The 19,572-nt window shown below is 53.0% G+C and carries 13 protein-coding genes; 3 read left to right on the forward strand and 10 right to left on the reverse strand.

Going from position 1 to position 19,572, the window contains the following annotated elements; translation table 11 throughout:
- The 10 genes from ABD949_RS26180 to ABD949_RS26225 all read right to left on the reverse strand — a co-directional run.
- Nucleotides 1-228: hypothetical protein (locus ABD949_RS26180; protein WP_345248650.1), on the reverse strand; the 228-nt coding region annotated here is incomplete at its 3' end.
- Between the two features lie 70 nt (nt 229-298).
- The gene (locus ABD949_RS26185) at nt 299-1,822 is read right to left on the reverse strand and encodes a c-type cytochrome domain-containing protein (protein WP_345248652.1); all 1,524 of its coding nucleotides are present in this window, start codon (nt 1,820-1,822) and stop codon (nt 299-301) included.
- A gap of 23 nt (nt 1,823-1,845) precedes the next feature.
- Complete coding sequence (locus ABD949_RS26190; RefSeq protein ID WP_345248654.1) at nt 1,846-3,843, reverse strand: hypothetical protein; 1,998 nt, start codon at nt 3,841-3,843, stop codon at nt 1,846-1,848.
- Nucleotides 3,843-4,901, reverse strand: a complete 1,059-nt coding sequence (locus ABD949_RS26195; protein ID WP_345248656.1) for an NHL repeat-containing protein — start codon at nt 4,899-4,901, stop codon at nt 3,843-3,845. Before ABD949_RS26195 ends, ABD949_RS26190 begins: the two co-directional genes overlap by 1 nt.
- A 30-nt stretch (nt 4,902-4,931) precedes the next feature.
- Nucleotides 4,932-5,324, reverse strand: a complete 393-nt coding sequence (locus tag ABD949_RS26200; RefSeq protein WP_345248658.1) for a contact-dependent growth inhibition system immunity protein — start codon at nt 5,322-5,324, stop codon at nt 4,932-4,934.
- Nucleotides 5,325-5,367: 43 nt separating this feature from the next.
- Nucleotides 5,368-6,978, reverse strand: coding sequence for an N-acyl-D-amino-acid deacylase family protein (locus ABD949_RS26205; RefSeq protein WP_345248660.1), 1,611 nt, complete (start codon nt 6,976-6,978; stop codon nt 5,368-5,370).
- Between the two features lie 67 nt (nt 6,979-7,045).
- Nucleotides 7,046-8,539 (reverse strand): DUF1501 domain-containing protein, encoded by a 1,494-nt coding sequence (locus tag ABD949_RS26210; protein ID WP_345248662.1) that lies wholly within the window; start codon nt 8,537-8,539, stop codon nt 7,046-7,048.
- Between the two features lie 4 nt (nt 8,540-8,543).
- Complete coding sequence (locus tag ABD949_RS26215; protein WP_345248664.1) at nt 8,544-11,303, reverse strand: DUF1553 domain-containing protein; 2,760 nt, start codon at nt 11,301-11,303, stop codon at nt 8,544-8,546.
- A gap of 170 nt (nt 11,304-11,473) precedes the next feature.
- A complete protein-coding gene (locus ABD949_RS26220; RefSeq protein WP_345248666.1) occupies nt 11,474-13,249 on the reverse strand; it encodes a RagB/SusD family nutrient uptake outer membrane protein in 1,776 nt (591 codons plus the stop codon).
- A 23-nt stretch (nt 13,250-13,272) separates the two neighbouring features.
- Nucleotides 13,273-16,461, reverse strand: coding sequence for a SusC/RagA family TonB-linked outer membrane protein (locus ABD949_RS26225; RefSeq protein WP_345248668.1), 3,189 nt, complete (start codon nt 16,459-16,461; stop codon nt 13,273-13,275).
- A gap of 362 nt (nt 16,462-16,823) precedes the next feature.
- Between ABD949_RS26225 and ABD949_RS26230 the strand changes: the two genes are divergently transcribed.
- The 3 genes from ABD949_RS26230 (at nt 16,824) to ABD949_RS26240 (ending at nt 19,558) form a co-directional block, all read left to right on the forward strand.
- The gene (locus ABD949_RS26230; protein ID WP_345248670.1) at nt 16,824-17,573 is read left to right on the forward strand and encodes a HipA family kinase; all 750 of its coding nucleotides are present in this window, start codon (nt 16,824-16,826) and stop codon (nt 17,571-17,573) included.
- Nucleotides 17,551-17,952, forward strand: a complete 402-nt coding sequence (locus ABD949_RS26235; protein WP_345248672.1) for a DUF3037 domain-containing protein — start codon at nt 17,551-17,553, stop codon at nt 17,950-17,952. The genes ABD949_RS26230 and ABD949_RS26235 overlap by 23 nt, the downstream gene beginning before the upstream one ends.
- A gap of 769 nt (nt 17,953-18,721) precedes the next feature.
- Nucleotides 18,722-19,558 (forward strand): MotA/TolQ/ExbB proton channel family protein, encoded by an 837-nt coding sequence (locus ABD949_RS26240; RefSeq protein WP_345248674.1) that lies wholly within the window; start codon nt 18,722-18,724, stop codon nt 19,556-19,558.
- The last annotated feature ends 14 nt before the right edge of the window (nt 19,559-19,572 follow it).

Genomic DNA, 19,572 nt, shown 5'->3' on the forward strand with positions numbered 1-19,572 from the left:
GCCGGCCTGCTGTTTGGCTTTATCGGGACCGTGGCAGGCAAAGCAGCGGTCAGAGAGGATGGGCTTGATGTGCAGGTTGTAGTCGACCGTCTCAGGCAGGGTCTTCTCGGCCGCTATCAGTTCCGTCGGCTTTTCCACATGGCTGCACGACAGGCTGATAACCGTTAGTATAATGGCTACGACGATCGGCCACGCTCCCCGGCCAGATGAACTAAACGGCTGACGCATAACGGGCATGTTTGTACACTACTCGTTCTATAGAGGCAAAACCGTATCCGATTTAACCCCGTATCGCTCCTTAATTTTTTGTCCGGTTCGGGTCAGTCGCTGCGGCCAGGGTATCTACTTTCATGAATTCCGCAATGGTATTCTCCGCCAGACCCATGTTTACGTCAACACCAGGGTGCGCTTTCTTCAGTTCGGCTACGCCCGCATCGGTCACTTTGGTTTGCCAGAGGTAGATGGTCCTGAGGTTCTTCAGGCCGGCCAGTTCGCGCAGACCGGCATCGGTGACCTGGGTACCATACAGGTTAATGTATTCCAGATAAGGTAGCGCTTTCAGGTTCTTTAGCCCCGCGTCGGTCACCTTGGTCTGTTCCAGATGCAGTTTCTGGAGGTTTTTTAGTTTAGCCACCTGCGCTAATGTGGCATCGGTGATTTCGGTGTCACCTAGTTTCAGCCAGACGATCTGTTGTTCCAGTTTGGGTAGCAAAGCCGCCTGCGCATCGCTGAAGGTGCGAGCATTAACCGCACTAACCTCCAACTGGTTCTGCTCCTTGGCCAACGGCAATACCAGCAGACCCGTTTTTCGTAACTCTTCTACCGTTTTTACGTCCGGAGCCGGAAGCTTCATAGTCAAAACCGGAGACTCTGGTGCCGGTCCTGAGCCCGCCAGCGTACCACCTGAACCTCCTGTCGTCAGCGCGGCCAGCGCGGGCTTAACATCGTCGGTAACTTTCAAATCAGCCACTTTCTTGTCGAAGGGGGCACCCTGGTTAATCCACCAGGTCAGAATGGCCACCTGACTGTCGGTCAACTGGGTTTTGCCTTTTGGCGGCATATGGTGGTCATCTTCCAGCGGCAGCAGACAGACTTTAATCATTTCGCTCTCGTCGGCTTTACCCGCTACGAAAATGGGACCGTCCTCGCTGCCTTTCCGGATCATCTCCGGGGTATCGAGCCGCAGGTCGGCTTTTGACTTTTTCGGGTTATGACACTGTACGCAGCGGTTTTGCAGAATCGGATGGATAATCTGCTCGTACACCTGCGCATTATTCAAGTCGGTGATGGGTTTAAACGCTACCTCCTGTTCACGCGGGGGAATACCGGCGATAGACCGGAACGGTTCGGGCGTGTAGGCGGTCAGGTAGTCAGAACCGTGGGTAAGGGAGCCGCCGTAATGGCCGGCCAGCGTTATCATGATGACGGTTAGCGTCAATGCCGGCAGGTAAAACAACTGGCTGATGGGCAGCATATCGCCCCAGCGCTCGGATTTGACAAACCACGCCAGCCAAGTAAACACCGCTACGCCGATTCCCTGCCACATATGCTGATCCAGCAGTTCTTCGTCATATCCGCCCCCCAGCGACAGCAGATACCCAAACACACAGGCCGCCGTCGCGCTGATGGCCGACCATAAAAAGATGGTGGCCATAGCCGAACGGCTGATCTGTATCTGGTTCGTTAGTCGGCCCAGTTCCAGAATACCGGCTACAATTACAAAGCCAATGGGTAAATGCACCACAACCGGGTGGAAATGGCCAAAAAAGAGCACCCAATCGGAAGCAGGGGTGGGCGCTTGTAATATGATCAGGTCATTCATGGAATAGAGAAATCACAAGGCAATTAGTCCACCTGAAGGATGGAATGAATATCTAATTTAGGAATTTTTACGGATATAATACCACTCTGATAAGTAAAGGAGGCCGGTTGGTTACCCGGCTGGACCAAAATTCTTTTTGGGCGTTGAGCTGACCGGATCGAGATTTGCAAGGGTCCTACCGACTCAATATCATCAATGGTATGAACCGCCTTGTTGGCATGGGAGCCAGACATATTGATCAGGTTGACCAGCAGCCGGCTATCTTTCCGGTTCACCGCCACATGCACTTTCCTGGAGCCTTCTACCTGTACCATTGGATTGGGAAAAGCTTCTCGGACAAGAGCGGCAAAGAGATTCCGGATCTGAACGGTTTCCCGTTTTTGATACTGGTCACCCAGGTTCAGATAGACAGCCGCAATCCGACCTTTACCTAAAGGCGCTACGGATGCCGCCGGACCCTGATAATTGCGCATATCACCGGTTCGGTAAACACCGCCAATTGTACGGGTACCCTCCAGCGGAGTGAATGATTGGTAGGCAGAGGCCGTACCCGTAATCTGATTCGGTAGGCCGATGTAGGATGTGCCTGTTGTTGAAGCACCGATCCGGACACCGAGCGATTCGCGAAAATGCTGCAAAGCATCGCTGCCCACTACCAGCAGCGTACCGCCATTACGGGCATACTGCAGCAGCTCATCGCGGAAAGCCGGGTCCAGACTTGCCCATTCCGGAATAACAATGAGCGGGTACTGCTGCATACGGCCTTTCAGATGGTGCTCCATCAGAATCTCCGTCGGCAACTGGTTGTACAGCAGCAGGTCCAGGATACCCCGCATGGCGTTATGCTCACCATTCCAGGGGCGGTACACATTGGGGGTTACATGCTTGTAGCCTGTGGTCGAATAAAGCAGGGCTACCTGCGGCACAGGGGTTGCTTTGTAGCAGTACGCCTGCCGGGCGCGGCAGAACCGGGCCAGTTCCTCCATCACCTGAACTTCCCAGAGTTTGATGCTGGCGTCGCGGTTCTGCGTGTAATAGGCCTGAAAGCCCCCGCCCATGGAAATCACCTGAGCGGCCTCCTGACACAACTGGCGGGCCGGTTTGGGCGAATGGACCCCATCGTAGTTCGACGAAAAGCCCCACGCCATCAGGTCCCATGGCTTACCCTGTGGCGCAATGCAACGGGCTTCGAAGGCCGCGCTGTTGGCCCCGTTGGTGGCACTCAGGTCGCCAGAGATGAAATCGACGTTGACATCGACCGGCTCGGGAATGAACGAGGAGAACGCCCAGTTACTCGCTACCTGGAAGCCGGGTTTGTAGCGGTGCAGTTCATCCACGTAATGGCCGACATACCGCCGGAACGCTTTCCGGTTGAACTCCAGCAGGTCGTCAAAGTAAGGATCGCCTTTTTTGTGGGGAACCTCCTGAATGCCGGTCTCTTTGCGGAAGGCGGCCAGGGCGGCTGGACTATAGTCGGGTTGTACGGCCCAGCAGTCGCCGTCGACCCAAACACCATCTACGCCGTAATCGCTGATCTCCTTTAGCTGTGGTATCAGCAGGCTATCAGCGTAGGGGCCGAAAAGCGAGGTGTTTCGGTCGTCGAATTTGTCATCGGGCGTAATTCTCGCCCATTGCGGGTTTTTTCGCAGGGCCTCTGAGTCCCAGACGCCGGAGTGATGCACGTATAGCGCCACACCATGCCGCCGTGTAACGTCACGGAACAGCCGGAGCGGGTCCTTCGTGAAATTGCTATAGGCGTGACCCACCTTCGTGGGGTAGCTGGTTACGCCGGAGTGCCCTTTACTGTCGACCTGAATAAAATCAGGCTTTACCCGGCGCAGTAGGGTATCAACCATACCGTCGGTGAGTGTCTGGCCGATTGACTTATCGTTTATACCCGCGTGAAAATCGAAGTGCAGGCCAAAAAAGCTATCGGCCCGGCGCAGCGGAGTTTTGGTGGGCTGAGCCGTGGCAATCCCGGATAGTAAAAGACTGACGCAAAGCAGTGTACGCCGACGCATCAGGAAATCCGCTCCAGTTTTACGGGATAGGTCTTCCGCGACGCCCATTGCGCTACATAAACATTTTCGTCTTCATCGACCAGTACATCATGGGGATGGATAAAGGTAGTAAAGGTCCGGTCCTTACGCTGCTCCTGTAGCATACCGTTCTGGTAGACAGGGGCCGAGCCACCCGGCGTTGAGACTACTTTGTCGTTTTTATCCAGTATCTGAATGTAGCCTGACTCGGGATACGAATCTGATGTGCTACGAAAGACAGCTCCGTAGATCATATCGCCATGCAGTACGGGCCGGCAGATATAGGAGCCGGGCAGGGCAATAGTAGAAAGGTATTTGCCGTCCAGGGTAAACCGCTTCAGGGCGTTGTGCCGACGGTCAGTAATAAGCAGCGTCGGGTTTGCCTTATTGCGGGTGTCCACCAGCACACCGTGGCAGCAGTCAAACTGATCGTTGGCTTGCCCCTTGCCGCCCCAGTGACGAATGTACTGACCTTTGCTGTTGTATTGGGTAATGTAGTTCTGACCGTACCCATCGGCTATGTAAATATCGCCGTTGGCTGGGTTGATGGCTGTTTCCGTGGGTTTGAACTGGCCGGGGTACGAATATTTGCCGGTTTCTTTCGGGTAGTCGATCTTCAGCAGTTCGCGGCCTTTCAGGTCTGTTTTGACGACCTGGTTACGGTCGGGGTCGCAGATGAACAGGAACTGCTCACCCCCTTCATTGGCTAAGGAGAGACCGTGACCACCGGGGTAGCTGTTGCCCCAACTTTCCAGCAGTTTGCCGGATTTGTCGTAGATCAGGATGTTATTTTTAGTCTCATTGGTCAGCAGGATAATGCGGCCTTTGGCGTCCTGTACCATTTCATGGCAGTCGTTGACGGGGTTCTTGCCGGCATCCAGCACACCCCAGCCCGGCACCACCCGGTAGCGGTAGGCCCCATGACCAACGGTAATCTCATCACGGTTGGGTTTGGCACCAAAGACAATATTGGGAATAGCGATACTGGCGGCCGTAGCGGTGGTTACCTGCGTCAGAAAGGTTCGGCGGGAGGTTTTCATGTGAGTTTAGGATGTTAAAAGTTATTTCGTTCAGGATAATTCCATAAAAAGGTCGGCACTGATATGACGCTCTTCCAGTTCCCACTCCCGGTTCAGCAGAAGCCGATGGAGGGATTGCCAGAGCGGGCGGTTCTGGTACCAGAAACTTGGTTCAATATTTAATACACTCTGTAAAAGATCGCCTGGGTAATAATCTCCTTCCGCGAATAAATTCCGGCTTAACAGGTCAATCGCCAATGGCACTGTGAAAGGGAGTGAAAGGCCGTGATGAATCATCAGTCTTACATCTTCGACTGTAAACCGGCTCAGGGGAGCCATGCGGAGCGCATGAATTTTCTGAGCCAGGTTGTCGGCAAAGTCAGGCTCTTCGGATGCGGTATGCTCTAATTCTTCCAGAGACTGTTCCTTCCAGTTGCTTTCCATTGTCAGGTACTTGGCCTATACCGTTTCTGCTTGCGTTCAGCTATTATTTTTTAGCGGCCATTTTCACCTGATAGCCGCTGCCTACCAGTACTTGCCCTGGGCGCTTGCCGGTGTGTTTGCCGTTTTCAATTACGGTCTCTCCATTTACCAGCACATACGAAAAACCGGTAGAATACGCATGGGGCTTTTCGTACGTAGCCTGATCCGCCACGGTCTTTTCATCAAAAATGACAATATCCGCGGCATAACCGGGCTTGAGCAGGCCCCGATCTGTCAGCCGGAACCGCTGAGCCGGCAGGGAGGTCATCCGCCGGATAGCTTCTTCCAGTGAAATGATCTGCTTTTCGCGCACGTAGCGGCCCAGCACCCTGGCATTTGTACCATACGCCCTGGGGTGTGGTACCCCTGACATATACCGGGCTACGCCGGCGTCCGAGGCAATCATCGTGTTGCGGTATCGCATAATGCTCTCCACATCTTCCTCCGACATGGTGTGATAAACCATTTGCACACGTTGTGGCGTTACCTTTTCCAGCAGGGTCAGCACCAGATCAGACTCCGTTTCGATATTGTCCTTCCGACCAGCTTTCAGATTAATCTGCCGGATGCTCTTTCCATTCTGCGTCGTATCGGCCGGATTATAGGCAATGACGGCATACTCCAGGTTATCACGGCCGTTCTTTTTGAAGGTTTCCAGCATGTCTTTGATAATACGGGCCCGTGTGGCAGGGTCACGAAAGCGCACCAGCATCATAGAGTCGCCATCGGCCAGCGCCCAGTTGGGTACCGAACTCAGGAGGGTAGTACTCGATGCGGTATAAGGATATTGGTCAATCGTCACGTCAATGCCCTCATGGCGGGCGGCTTCGACTAATCCAATCGTTTTGTTGCTAAATCCCCACAGCGGTCGGCTGGCTATCTTGAAATGGGAAATCTGAACCGGGAGTCTGGCTTCGCGACCAATCTGAATGGCCTCTTCAATGGCTTTGGTTACCTCCTGGGCTTCACTCCGAATATGTGAGGTATAGACACCGCCGTAGTGGGCAACTACTTTTGCCAGGTTAACAATTTCGGACGTTTTCGCAAAGGAGCCGGGGGTATAGATTAGACCCGTCGACAGTCCTACGGCTCCGTCCTTCATGGCTTGTTCGACCAATGCCTCCATGGCTGCCTGTTCCTTTGCGGTCGGTTCGCGAAAAGCAGCCTTCATCACTTTCAGCCGCACAGAGTTATGACCAACCAGTGAACCAATATTGAGCGATATCCCCATTGCTCTCAAGGAGTCCTGAAAATTCTTCAGGTTTGTTTTGGAGCTGCCACAGTTACCCGTGATCAGGGACGTTACTCCGTTATGGACGAAATTGGCGGCTGTAGGCCCCTCCTCAATGCTGGTTTCCACGTGGGCGTGAATGTCGATAAAGCCAGGCGCAACAATCTGGTTTCTGGCGTCCAGGACGGTTTTGGCTTCCGTCGGTGGAATTGTCCCTATACTGGCTACTTTACCGTTTTTGATCGCTACATCAGCATGGTACCAGGGGTTACCAGCGCCATCGATTACCCGGCCGTTTTTAATCAGCACGTCATACTGCTGGGCCTGCACCAGGGCTACGGAAGCGCTGATGAGATAACTAAACAGAATAAACTTTCTTAACATAAGCGTCTGCACAAGTCAGATACAAGTTACTATTTTATTTCCGATCTGTCTCAGAAAGCAAGGTGATTTACGCCAGAATAGGCCTGATTACCTTACCGGCCACATCCGTCAGGCGGAACGGGCGGCCCTGAAACTGGTACGTCAGCTCGGTATGATCAAAGCCGAGCAGGTGTAGAATGGTTGCCTGGAGGTCGTGGACGTGGACTTTATCCTTGACGGCGTAGTAGCCAATATCGTCGGTTTCCCCGTAGCTAAAGCCTCGCTTCACTCCGCCACCCGCCATCCAGGCCGTGAAGGCGTCGAGGTGGTGGTCGCGGCCCATAAAGGGTAATACCTGCCCGTCGCGGTTCTCCTGCATGGGTGTCCGGCCGAACTCTCCGCCCCAGACCACCAGCGTTTCGTCGAGGAGGCCACGCTGTTTAAGGTCATTTAGCAGAGCCGTAACGGCCTGGTCGGATTGCCGGCACTTGTTACGCAACCCTTCTTCAATGGAGCCATCCTTACTGGTACCGTGGGTATCCCAGCCCCAGTCGAACAGCTGCACAAAACGGACGCCCCGCTCCACTAACCGACGCGCCAGGAGGCAGTTACGGGCAAAGGAGCCCTGCTCCGGGTCTACACCATACATATCCAGGATGTACTTCGGTTCACCTTTAATGTCCATGGCATCGGGCACCGACATCTGCATCCGGAACGCCATTTCGTACTGAGAAATCCGGGTTAGAATTTCGGGATCTTTTACCTCTTCGTACTGCTGTTGATTGACTTGGTTAATGGCTTCAATGGTCTGCTTGCGAATGTCGCGGGGCATACCTTCCGGGTCGGAGACGTACAGCACCGGGTCGCCTTCGGTGCGGCACTGCACACCCTGATACACCGATGGCAGAAAGCCGCTGCCCCATATGGACTTGCCGGCATCGGGCTGCTTACCACCCGACGCCAGTACAATAAAACCGGGCAGGTTGTCATTCTCCGTTCCCAGTCCGTAGGTTACCCACGAGCCAATGCTTGGCCGGCCCAGGCGGGCACTGCCGGTATGCATCATCAACTGTGCCGGAGCATGGTTAAACTGGTCTGTATGCATCGCCTTCAGGAACGTAATATCATCGACCACGCCTTGCAGGTGGGGCAGGTAATCAGATACCCACGCTCCCGACTGACCATGCTGCGCAAATTTGCCCTGCGGCCCGAGCATTTTGGGAACTCCACGGATGAAGGCGAATTTCTTACCTGCCAGCAACTCTTCCGGACAGTCTTTGCCGTGGTATTTCTGCAACTCCGGCTTGTAGTCAAACAGCTCCAGTTGCGAAGGCGACCCGGCCATGTGGATGTAAATTACCCGCTGGGCCTTAGGGGTATACTGCGCACTGCGCGGACTCATCGGATCGATGAGCGTCGGCAAGGCAGTTGCCGGCTCGTCTTTCCGGCCGAAGAAGCCACAGCCGGCCAGCAGGGAGCTAAGCGCCATGGTGCCCAGCCCCGTTGAGCAGGTATGCAGAAAGTGCCGCCGGGTTTCGCGCTGCAAGGCGGTTTGCTGAAGTTCTTTCAGGAGCTTTTCCATGATGCTATTCCTTCGTAATCACCTCATCCAGATTCAACATCGCATTGGCCGTAACCGTCAGGGCGGCCAGTTGCGGGGTGCCGCCCTGGCAGGCCAATAGCTTGTTCATGTCCTCCGGATGATGTTTGTAGTATGTCTCGGTATCGCGGTACAGACGGGTGAGTACCGTCAGCTTTTTGGGTGCCAGGTCGCGGAGCATGATCCGGCGGAACCCGGCCTGAATCTGTTGCTCCGGCGTACGGCCACAGTACTGCATCAGTTCTGCCAGCATATGAGCCGACTCAACATAGACCGGGTCGTTGAGGGTGACCAGCGCCTGCAAGGGTGTATTGGTCCGTAACCGGCGTAGTTGACAGAACTCGCGGCTGGGGCTATCGAAAGTCACCATCGACGGGTACGGGGCCGTTCGTTTCCAGTAAGTATACAGCGCCCGGCGGTAGCGGTCTTCGCCCTGACTAGGTTTCCAGCTCTCGCCGTTGTAGGGCGACTGCCAGATACCATCCGGCTGGGGAGGCATTACGCTGGGCCCGTACATCTTGTTGCTCAACAGGCCACTGACAGCCAGTGCCTGATCCCGCACCTGCTCAGCCGATAGCCGGATACGAGGTCCCCGCGCCAGTAGCTTGTTGAACGGGTCTTGCTTCAGCAGTTCGGGGGAAGTTTCGGAGCGCTGCCGGTAGGTAGCCGACATCACAATTTGCTTCAAAAGCTTCTTCAGGCTCCAGTGGTGCGGTTCCATCAGATCCACCGCCAGGTAGTCGAGTAGTTCGCGGTGGGTAGGCGGAAATCCCTGGGTACCTACATCTTCAATGGTCTCAACAATACCCGTTCCAAAGAGCTGCTCCCACAGTCGGTTTACAATCACGCGGGCGGTCAGTGGGTGCTGCCGGCTGACCATCCACCTCGCCAGACCCAGGCGATTGCGCGGCAGGTTTTTGTCCATCGCCGGTAGCGAGTTAGGGACATCAGGCTCTACCTCTTTGCCTTTGACCAGCCAGTTACCCCGGATAAATTGGTGCGTCTTGCGGGCGAGGTCGCCGGTGCCTTCGTACATGACCGGGGTGCTTTCATCCACTTTTGCGTTCAGCACCGTAGCCAGTGTCTTATCCATCTCACCTAAATGCGTCGCAGGCTGACCGGGTAAGGCTGTCTGAAAGGCAATCCACTTAACCATGACCCACTCTTTTGGAGTCTTGGGACTATTGAGGGTCAGGTACAGGTTGTGGCGGCCGCTAATGGCGGGTAACGGGTAAATCATAACGGTATCTTTCCAGCCGCTGCCCGTTACCGGAACCGGCAGCTTCATCAGAACAGGACCGGTCAGGCTGTCCTGGCGCAGGGTAATGGTTGCATTTTCTGCTTTTGTACCCCAAGCCAGAATAAGCCGGTTTTTGCCCGTCAAGTTAATATTCCTGATGCGTGCCGAACCCTTATCCTGAATGCCGAAGTATTTCGCGTCCAGCAGCGAGGCATTGACGTACTCATCAAAATCATGCGAGTTGATCTTTGGCTCAACCAGCTTTACAAAGTGCATAACTTCCTGTACCTGCCGGGGACTGGTGGTGTGGGTGGTAACCCATTGCTTCAGTTGCTCAACCTTTATTGAGTCTTTCCCCTTGTAAAAGCGCAGGGTTGGGGTGTCGCTGGTTACGTCTTCGTCACGGGCGTTGTTGAAGAACGCCAGGTATTTGTAATACTCTTCGTGGGTGAATGGATCGTATGGGTGACTGTGACACTGCACGCAGGAGAAGGTGGTACCCTGCCAGACATCCCAGGTGGTATTGACCCGGTCGATCACGGCCGCTACCCGGAACTCCTCGTCCTGTGTGCCGCCCTCGTCGTTGTTCATCGTGTTGCGGTGGAAACCGGTGGCTACGAGTTGCTCATCGGAGGGGTTGGGAAGCAGGTCGCCGGCCAGTTGTTCTACCGTAAACTGGTCGAAGGGTTTGTCTTCGTTGAAGGCTTTGACGAGCCAGTCGCGGTAGCGCCAGATCTTCCGACCAGGGTCGCGTTCGTAGCCTTTTGTATCGGCGTAGCGGGCGAGGTCGAGCCACATGGCGGTCCATTTTTCACCGTAGGCGGGCGAGGCCAGCAGGCTATCAACTATACTTTCGTAAGCGTTCTCTGAGGTATCGTTCAGGAAATCGCGGAGTTGTTTTTCGGTTGGTGGTAAGCCGGTCAGGTCAAATGATACCCGGCGCAGCAGTGTGGCCCGGTCGGCTTCGGGCGAGGGCGTAAGCTTTTCCTGCTTTAGTTTATCAATGACAAAGTAGTCAATTTCGTTTTTGACCCACTGCTGGTCTTTGTTCTCTCCCAGTCCCAATCGGTTCCAAAATGTGCCTAATGCAGGTAGCTCCGGGCGCTGAACCGGTTGGTACGCCCAGTGGTCACCCCATTCGGCACCCTGATCGATCCATTTGCGAAGCAGTTCGATTTCTTCAGCTTTCAGCGGAGGTTCGTCAAGCGGCATACGCTCCTCCGGGTCCTTCAGCGTCAGCCGCCGGATCAGTTCACTGGCGTCGGCATCGCCGGGTACAATGGCCAGCTTACCGGACTTAGCCGGGGCCATAGCTTCATGCTTGAACAGCAGACTGAAATCAGACGCTTTTTTGACCCCTCCGTGGCAGGCGATGCAGTTCTTGTTAAGGATCGGCTTGATCTGGGTATTGAAATCCACCTTGTCCTCAAAGACACCCAGAAAGGAAAACGACGATAAGACAACCACCACGGCTATGGCCATAACCGCTATGCGCTGAGGGTTCATGGTGTACGTTTTGTAGCTACTGATACATGGGAAATACCTGAACGAAGGGATTTTACCCACCTTAAAGCTACAAAATTTAGCAGAAAAACCCCTAAAAGTGCAGAAAGCCCGGTCGGCAACAGACCTAATGCTGTGCCAGCCGGGCTTTCTATTAATAAATCAGAGTTGACTTACCAACCTGGGTTCTGCTTAATGGCCGGGTTCTGAGCCAGGTCATTAAGCGGTATCGGCCAGAGGTAGTGCTTATTTTCGTCGAATACCGGAGTTGCCCAGTCCGTTCCCTGGTACACATCAATGTAGGTTTTACCGGATACGGGATCAACAATTGTTTTGATCGTAGCACCCGGATAACGGGCAATAGCTGCCGCATCCCACCGAATTCCCATGGTCGGGGTGGTGAGTTTCTTGCCCTGCTTCCACCGCCGTAAGTCATTGTACCGGAAGCCTTCCATAAACAACTCGACCCGGCGTTCGCGCCGGATCTCGGCGATCAGCGGAGACACGCCATCAGCTGCATAACGGGGATCAACCGGAACCTCACCGATCTTCAGATGCGGCATTTTAACGCGGTCACGGAGCTTGTTAATGCTAATATCAAGGTCTGCCTGAGTAATCGTTCCCAGCTCGGCCTGAGCTTCGGCATAGTTCAGCAGGGCTTCCGCAAAGCGCAAAATAATAGCCGGCGACTCTGCTGTATCAAACGCTTTTCCGATCATATCGTCCGCGTTGTAGTGCTTGATGATGTGATAACCCGTGGTGGAGATATAGCCACCTGCCATACCCTGGATACGCGGGTAGGACCGGCCATCGGCCAAATGGTATTTGTATTTGGCGGCATCGGCCGGGTGCAGAACCGTCTGGCGCAAGCGCGGATCCCGGTTTTCAAAGACATCCTCAATCTTATCATCACCCTTATACAGCGGAGATACCGTAATGGGTTTACCATCCGTGCAGAGGTACTCTTCCACCATACTTTTGGTAGCGCCACCCGCGTATTCAAAATAAGACTGAACGTGGTTGGTAAACACCCCCAGCTGGTACTTGCGCCAGTATAGTACTTCCGGATTTCCGGCCAGGTTCAGCACGCGGTGGAAGGCGTTGTAATCACTATCGGGGTTACCGGTGCTGTAAAGCCGGTAGGGGCCTTTGTCCATAAGCTCCTTTGATGCCTTGGCGGCTTCTTCAAGCCATTTAGTGGCGTCTTTCCCGCCATGGTATTTGCGCCAGGTTCCTTCAAACAGACAGACCCGCGACTTAACCAGCAGAGCACACCAGCGGTTCAGGCGGCCCGGTGCATTACCGTCGCCCCAGCTGTCGGGAAGTTTGGTAGAGGCAAAGTTGAGATCTTCCAGCACTTTATCCATGGCCGCTTCCCGGGCGGTACGGGCTGCGAACAGTTCCGGCGAGTCGACATTGAGTTCTTTTTCTACCCAGGGCACATCGCCGAATTTGGTGACTTTCTCGGCGTAAAACCAGCCTCTGAACAGCCGGGCCTCGCCAATGTACCGGTCTTTGATGTTCTGGGCAACATTGGCCTTGTCATAATTAGCCAGCCCTACGTTGATGGCCCGGATAAAATTCCAGCCCCGGTAGCCAAACCACTGTGGGGTAGTGGGTACGGTATGCTTACCCGAGCGTACCTGCTGGAAAAACGCGTGCCGTGGGTGCGTCGGGGCCATATTGTCGGCAAACTCGTCCAGAAACCAGACGCTGCCCCAGTGGCTCTCGAATCCATTGTAATGCGCGTGCAGAATAGGTACGTTATCATCATTACGGGCCATATCGTACAGGCCGTTGTTGTATACCCTCAGGTCATTCTCTGTGTTCCAGAAGGTCTGGTTGGTCACCCGGTCCTGCGGGTAACGCTCCAGAAAATCGTCGTTACAGCCGGTAAATAGTCCGGTTGCGGCAAACACAAGACCAGACGCTACAATATATTTCTTCATGTTGTTGTCTATTAGGTAAGGAATTAGAACGATACATTAAGACCCAGCGTCGAAATGCGCTGCATCGGGTATTCGATGGCTGGGGCCTGAATGGCCTCCGGATCAAGCGGCTTGCGCATTTTAGTGTATTCCCACAGGTTCATACCCGTGGCGAAAATCTGCGCCCGGCCTACGCCAATCTTATTCAGGAATCCCTGCGGCAGCTCGTAACTGAGTGAGATGTTTTTCAGACGGATATAGGCGGCACTCTGCAGGTAGCGCGACTGCACCTGAACGTTCTTCTTGTCGTTGGTCGAGATATGCGCGGCCGGGAAGTAGGCATCGCGGTTGTCTTCGCGCCAGGTGTCGGTAATGTAGTATTTCTCTACGTGACCGGCATTGAAGGGGAAGAACCAGGTCCAGTTGTCGGAGGTTGGCCAGTGGTCTTTTTTGCCGATACCCTGGAAGAACATAGTCAGCCGCAAGCTTTTATAACCGATACCGCCATTGATCCCGAAGGTATACCGTGGCGTGGTGTTTCCGATGATTTTGCGGTCACCCGGATCGGCGAGAGTATTCTTTCCTAAGCTGATAACGCCATCACCGTTCAGGTCGACATACCGAATGTCGCCCGGTCGCCAGTTAGCCCCGATATTAGTCTGTTTGGCTGCCGAGGCTACTTCGTCGGCCGTTTGGAAGATCCCTGCCGTTTCGAAGCCCCAGATTTCGCCCAGCTTCTGCCCTACATAGTAAATGTTGCTGTTGTTGGGAAGTGCTCCGCTGGGGTTGTTAAACTTCGTAATGGTAGCGGTCCAGTCCGACAAGGCCAGCGACACATCGTAGCTCCAGTCACGCTTAAACTTATCCCGCCAGGTCAGGGCCAGTTCCCAGCCTTTGGTGCGCAGGTCGGCCGCGTTTTCTTTCGGAGCCGCCGTGCCCAGAATGGCCGGGTAGGAGACGTCCATCAGCATATCTTTGGTGTCGCGGGTAAAAAGGTCAAACGACGCATCCAGCCGGCCTCTCAGCATGGTTACGTCCAGACCAACGTTCTTCGAAACAACGCTTTCCCAGGTCAGTGTCGGGCTCACCAGACCGGCGGGCGAGACAAACGGAATCAGGGCGTTGGTAAACATATAAGGCGACTGACCCGTCCCCATGGTAGAAACGTAGGGGTAGAAGTTGTTGCCCAGAAGCTGGTTGCCCAGAGTACCATACGAAGCCCGTAGCTTCAGGTTGTCGAGCCATGAGCTGGTTCCGGCCATAAATTTCTCGTTGCTGATCCGCCAGCCGGCCGATACCGAGGGGAAGAAGCCAAACCGGCTCGCCTTGGGGAAACGGGACGTACCATCGTAACGGCCGTTGAACTCGACAAGGTAGCGCTCATTAAAGTTGTAATTCAAGCGGTAAAATGCTCCGCGCAGCGCTACATGCGATTTACCGCCGAAGGTCTGCTGCGTACCGGTTGTGGCGTTCAGGTCTGTAACCAGGGGAGTAATCAGCGCCCTGGCCTGCGCACCCACGTACCGGTTCAGACCACGCTCCTGGTTAAAACCAATCATGGCAGTCACATTGTGATTTCCGATGCGGGGCAGTGCGTATTCGGCGTAGGCGTTAAATACGTAGTACTGGTTGTAGTTGTTTTCGTTTCTGATCCAGTCGTCGCCACTAAACCCATTACTGACCAGGTTAGCCGCCAGCAGGTTTGCATCTACAATTTCAATCTTGCTCTGTACATCCTCGTACATACGGTTGAAAATATTATACGAAAAATCGGAGCGGATTCGCAGGCCTTTCAGCGGAGTCAGTGTAACGCCCTGGGTCAGCCACAAGTCGTTGTTGGTGTAGGTAGTCCGGCCACCATCGAGCAGGTAGGGAAAGAAGTTGGTACCCCCAAAATACTTTCCTATATAAGGCGCATATTTTTCGCGGTCGCCGGGGTTAACGTAGAACGGAAGGTCCGGAAACTGGATCGGCATAATGGGCGGTACCCGCGCCAGCGAATTGATGTTTACATCCCAGTTGTAGAAGTGCGGCTTATCGCTGTTCTGCGAGTTAAAAATTACTTTCTCATCCAGGCTGATCCAGTCGTTAACCTTAAAGTCAGCCTTCATCAGGACGTTATAGCGCTTAAACTGCTCGTTATTGTACCGCAGGTAACCATCTTTGGAAAAGTAACCGAGCGAAACCAGGTATTTGGATTTATCGGAGCCGCCTGATACCGACAGGTCATGCTGACTGGTCGGGGCGAAGTCAGTCATAATGCTATTCTGGTAGTCATTGTACCCGTAATACCGGAGGTTTCCGTTCACTACTTTCCATAGAGGAGCGCTGGCCGGGTTTTCGGAGTATGCCTTAGTGCCGGCTACCATATCTGCATCATAGGTAGGAACACCACTGGTCCGGATGTTGGCCATGTTACGAGCCTGCACAAAGTCGTACGGGTTTGTTACCACATCCATATTAAAAATGGGCTTGGCCAGCGAAAACTGAGTACTCAGGTTCACGTTTACTTTGCCGGCTTTACCGCTTTTGGTCGTTACCAGCACCACGCCAAACGCAGCTCTGGCACCATAAACGGCAGACGCCGAGGCATCTTTAAGCACCGAAATGCTTTCAATATCGTTCGGATTAACCCGGTTCAGATCCATGGGTACGTTATCGACCAGAACAAGCGGAGATCCGCCGTTGATCGACTCGTAACCCCGGATATTAAACGTAATCGCCTGAGACGGATCACCATTCCGGACGTTAACGTTCAGGTTAGGAATAACCCCCTGCAGACCTTCCCCGACGGAAGCAATCGGGCGGTTTTCGAGCCGCTTCCGGTCGGCCACACCCACTGAGCCCGTCAGGTTTACTTTTTCCTGTGTACCATAGCCCACTACTACTACCTCATCAAGTGCTTTGGTATCCGTCTCCAGCGTAATATCAATGGACGAGCGGCCGCGCACGGCAACTTCCTGCTTCACATACCCGATAAAACTAATAACCAGGGTAGCGTTGGCATTGGGTACCCGGAGGGTATATCGGCCTGCATTATCAGTGGTGGTTCCCTGCGTAGTCCCTTTAATCAGGACGCTTACCCCTGGGAGAGGTTCATTATTCTCGGCTGCGATAATGCGGCCCGATACGCTTTGGCTTCTGGCTGTATGGGCCATACAAACCAGGGCCAACGCACAGCTTAACCAAAAGCTGCGAATTAATTGCCAGCCAGCAGGTAGTTGCTTTTGCATAGGAATAGAGATTTACGTGATTAATTAGATTATGGTTGGTTTAAAATAAGCAACAGTGGAAGACTTTTTGAGCGTGTTTTAACTGGTAAATAGAATAATACTTATTTTTTCTTGAAATTTGTAGATAAAGCGTATTGGTATGTATAAGCAGTGGCCAGTATATATCTACTTGTGGTTACCGAACTAGCCTGTTAAAAATCAATACATTATTTTTGGATTTGCTACGCTCTGACGCTCAGGAGGAATTTGCGCCAATTTGAGGATAACTTTACGTTGGCGCAGTTATAAAGCATGAAATCAAATACTGGACAACAGTTGCCCCTGTGAACATCCGTCAACCTGAAATCAGAACCGTAAGTGTCATGCGATACGTGACGCCCCTGCGCGAGGGTGGCTCGCTGCCAGCCATCGTTGAGGCCGACGACGATTTTCTGTACGTGCTAAAGTTTCGGGGGGCAGGGCAGGGGGTAAAGGCCCTGATTGCTGAGTTGATTGGCGGAGAGATTGCCCGCCTGCTTGGCCTGCGGGTGCCCGAGATTGTTTTCTCGCAGGTAGACCCGGCGTTTGGCCGCTCGGAGCCGGATGAAGAAATTCAGGATTTGCTAAAAGCTAGTGCGGGGCTTAATCTGGGACTGCACTATCTCTCAGGGGCCATTACGTTTGACCCGCTGGTGACCACAGTAGATGCGCGGCTGGCCTCGCAGATTGTCTGGCTGGACAGCCTCTTGATGAATGTAGACCGTACCCCCCGCAATACCAACATGCTCATGTGGCACAAACAGCTCTGGCTGATCGATCATGGGGCGTCGCTCTACTTCCATCATACCTGGGACAACTGGGAGAAGCAAAGCCGTCGACCTTTCCGACAGATTAAAGACCATGTGCTGCTCCCTCAGGCCACCGAACTCAACGCAATTGATGCCGAGGCCCGTCGTATCCTGAGTCCTGAGCGTTTTCAGGCTGTGGTTTCCCTGCTTCCTGATAGTTGGCTGCTCGATTTTGAGTCTGCCCATGAGCAGCGGCAGATCTACCAGCAATTTTTAATTAACCGGATGGCAACATCCGACGTATTTGTCCAGGAAGCGCAGTATGCCAGAGAAGCACTTGTTTGAGTACGCTGTAATCCGCGTGGTCCCCCGCGTTGAACGCGAAGAGTTTATAAATACCGGCGTTATTCTCTATTGTCCGGCCCAGGCTTTTTTAAAAACAACTTACGAGATTAATGAGGAGCGGCTGCGTGCCTTTGGCGCCGACCTGGACCGGCAGGAGCTGGAAGATCGGTTACTGGCGTTTAAACGCATCTGTGCTGGTCGGACTGAAGGGGGCACGATTGGTAAGCTGTCGCTGGCGGAGCGGTTCCGCTGGCTAACGGCCACCCGCAGCACGATCGTACAAACTTCAGCGGTACATCCCGGCTTATGCCAGGATGCCGCTAAAACCTTAGACCACTTATTTGCTCAGCTGGTTCAGCAAACTGCCGGGAGAATATAAACTGGCAGGAGGGAAGCTGGGTTTTGGCACACTTGTTGCCCTATATTCTGTGACTTAAGTTTAAGTACAAGTTACGGTGGGTACAGAAATGGTCGGCAGATTGTCCGACTTTTTTTCTTTTCAGGAGGTTCCAATCGTTTAACTACTCTGTTCCCTGGTCTACCTCCTCTTGATGTGACGACGCTGCTGCCAATGGGCAGCTTTTTTTTCTCCATTAAATAGCAACGCTGAGCAAACAACTCTACAATTCATTTCCACAGTGTAGATTATTTTACACACCCTCTCTACATCAACGCTACCCAGGAGGCAATCCGCACAGGCGGTTAGGCAATGGTAAGCCCGAAAAAATCTCTGAAGTTTTTATGGAATTGTCAGAAACGCAGCATCTAATCAGAAAACTGACTGAAGGGACCGGCTTATTTAACTTGTAAACCAGCTTGCTTATGACACGTTCTCCACCCGAAATGATTGCCTTGTCACGAAAGAGTGACATAGAGACACACCACCAAGGTGCTTGGTTGCCAGAAGATTAAAAAAGAAGTCTATTGGGTTAACCTGCGGGATTTGTACAACTAAATATTAAGGAATTGACAAACTGCCAAAAAATTTGCTAAAGACACTTGCGGCATATTAGGCAGAAAAAGCATACTTTTGTAGTAGATTCGATGGCAACTTTCCAGAATTTAATTTCAGGAAATGCAATCAGACTAAAATTTTCACTTTTTTAACGTCAAAACCTTAGTTTCAATTTAACCCTACAGTTAGTTCAATGAAAACACAAGCTCCAACTCCAGCACCAGCTAAGTCAGCACCGGCAAAGCCGAAAAAATCCGGTGGTTTGAACCCTGCGTTTGTCATTCCTGTTCTGTTTGTCATTGCCGTTCTAACGTACATGTTTGTATTTGGCGATGGCAGCCACTTCCAGGATGGCGACAATGAGAAACAACCTCTGGCTGGCGACTACATGGGTATTGTTTACAAAGGAGGACCTATTGTACCTCTGCTGTTTACCTGTTTTTTAATTGTTTTGGTATTCTCAATTGAGCGTTTCATCACTATCAACCGCGCTAAAGGCTCAGGTTCCATCGATGATTTTGTTCGTAAGATCAAGGCATTCCTTGATCGGAATGAAATCGAAGCGGCTATTAAGGAGTGTGACCGCCAGAAAGGTTCGGTTGGTAACGTTGTAAAAACAGCGCTTTTAAAGTACCAGCAGTTAGCAACTGATCCTGAATTGAACAAAGAGCAGAAACTGGTTGCGCTTCAGAAAGAAGTAGAAGAAGCCACCTCATTGGAGCTGCCCATGCTGGAGAAGAACCTGACGATTATTGCTACCCTGGCGTCAGTATCTACCCTGGTTGCCCTGTTGGGTACGGTATTGGGTATGATTCGCGCCTTTAGTGCTATGGGTGCCACGGGTCAGCCGGATACAGCCGCCCTTTCGACAGGTATCTCTGAGGCCCTTGTAAATACGGCCCTCGGTATTGGTACGGCCGCTATCGCGACGATCATGTATAGCTTCTTTACCAGCCGCATTGACGAATTAACGTATAATATTGACGAAATCGGTTTGAGCATTCAGCAGAACTTCTCTGCTCATTATTAATGCTTACCGGTTCC

The sequence above is a fragment of the Nibrella saemangeumensis genome (genome assembly GCF_039541915.1).
In the GTDB taxonomy this organism is placed as follows: Bacteria; Bacteroidota; Bacteroidia; order Cytophagales; family Spirosomataceae; genus Nibrella; species Nibrella saemangeumensis.

Bases quoted from the DNA above. Each gene is read 5' to 3' on its own strand.
- ABD949_RS26185 (WP_345248652.1), bottom strand. From the start codon at position 1,822: ATGAATGACCTGATCATATTACAAGCGCCCACCCCTGCTTCCGATTGG.
- ABD949_RS26190 (WP_345248654.1), bottom strand. From the start codon at position 3,843: ATGCGTCGGCGTACACTGCTTTGCGTCAGTCTTTTACTATCCGGGATT.
- ABD949_RS26195 (WP_345248656.1), bottom strand. From the start codon at position 4,901: ATGAAAACCTCCCGCCGAACCTTTCTGACGCAGGTAACCACCGCTACG.
- ABD949_RS26200 (WP_345248658.1), bottom strand. From the start codon at position 5,324: ATGGAAAGCAACTGGAAGGAACAGTCTCTGGAAGAATTAGAGCATACC.
- ABD949_RS26205 (WP_345248660.1), bottom strand. From the start codon at position 6,978: ATGTTAAGAAAGTTTATTCTGTTTAGTTATCTCATCAGCGCTTCCGTA.
- ABD949_RS26210 (WP_345248662.1), bottom strand. From the start codon at position 8,539: ATGGAAAAGCTCCTGAAAGAACTTCAGCAAACCGCCTTGCAGCGCGAA.
- ABD949_RS26215 (WP_345248664.1), bottom strand. From the start codon at position 11,303: ATGAACCCTCAGCGCATAGCGGTTATGGCCATAGCCGTGGTGGTTGTC.
- ABD949_RS26220 (WP_345248666.1), bottom strand. From the start codon at position 13,249: ATGAAGAAATATATTGTAGCGTCTGGTCTTGTGTTTGCCGCAACCGGA.
- ABD949_RS26225 (WP_345248668.1), bottom strand. From the start codon at position 16,461: ATGCAAAAGCAACTACCTGCTGGCTGGCAATTAATTCGCAGCTTTTGG.
- ABD949_RS26230 (WP_345248670.1), top strand. From the start codon at position 16,824: ATGCGATACGTGACGCCCCTGCGCGAGGGTGGCTCGCTGCCAGCCATC.
- ABD949_RS26235 (WP_345248672.1), top strand. From the start codon at position 17,551: ATGCCAGAGAAGCACTTGTTTGAGTACGCTGTAATCCGCGTGGTCCCC.
- ABD949_RS26240 (WP_345248674.1), top strand. From the start codon at position 18,722: ATGAAAACACAAGCTCCAACTCCAGCACCAGCTAAGTCAGCACCGGCA.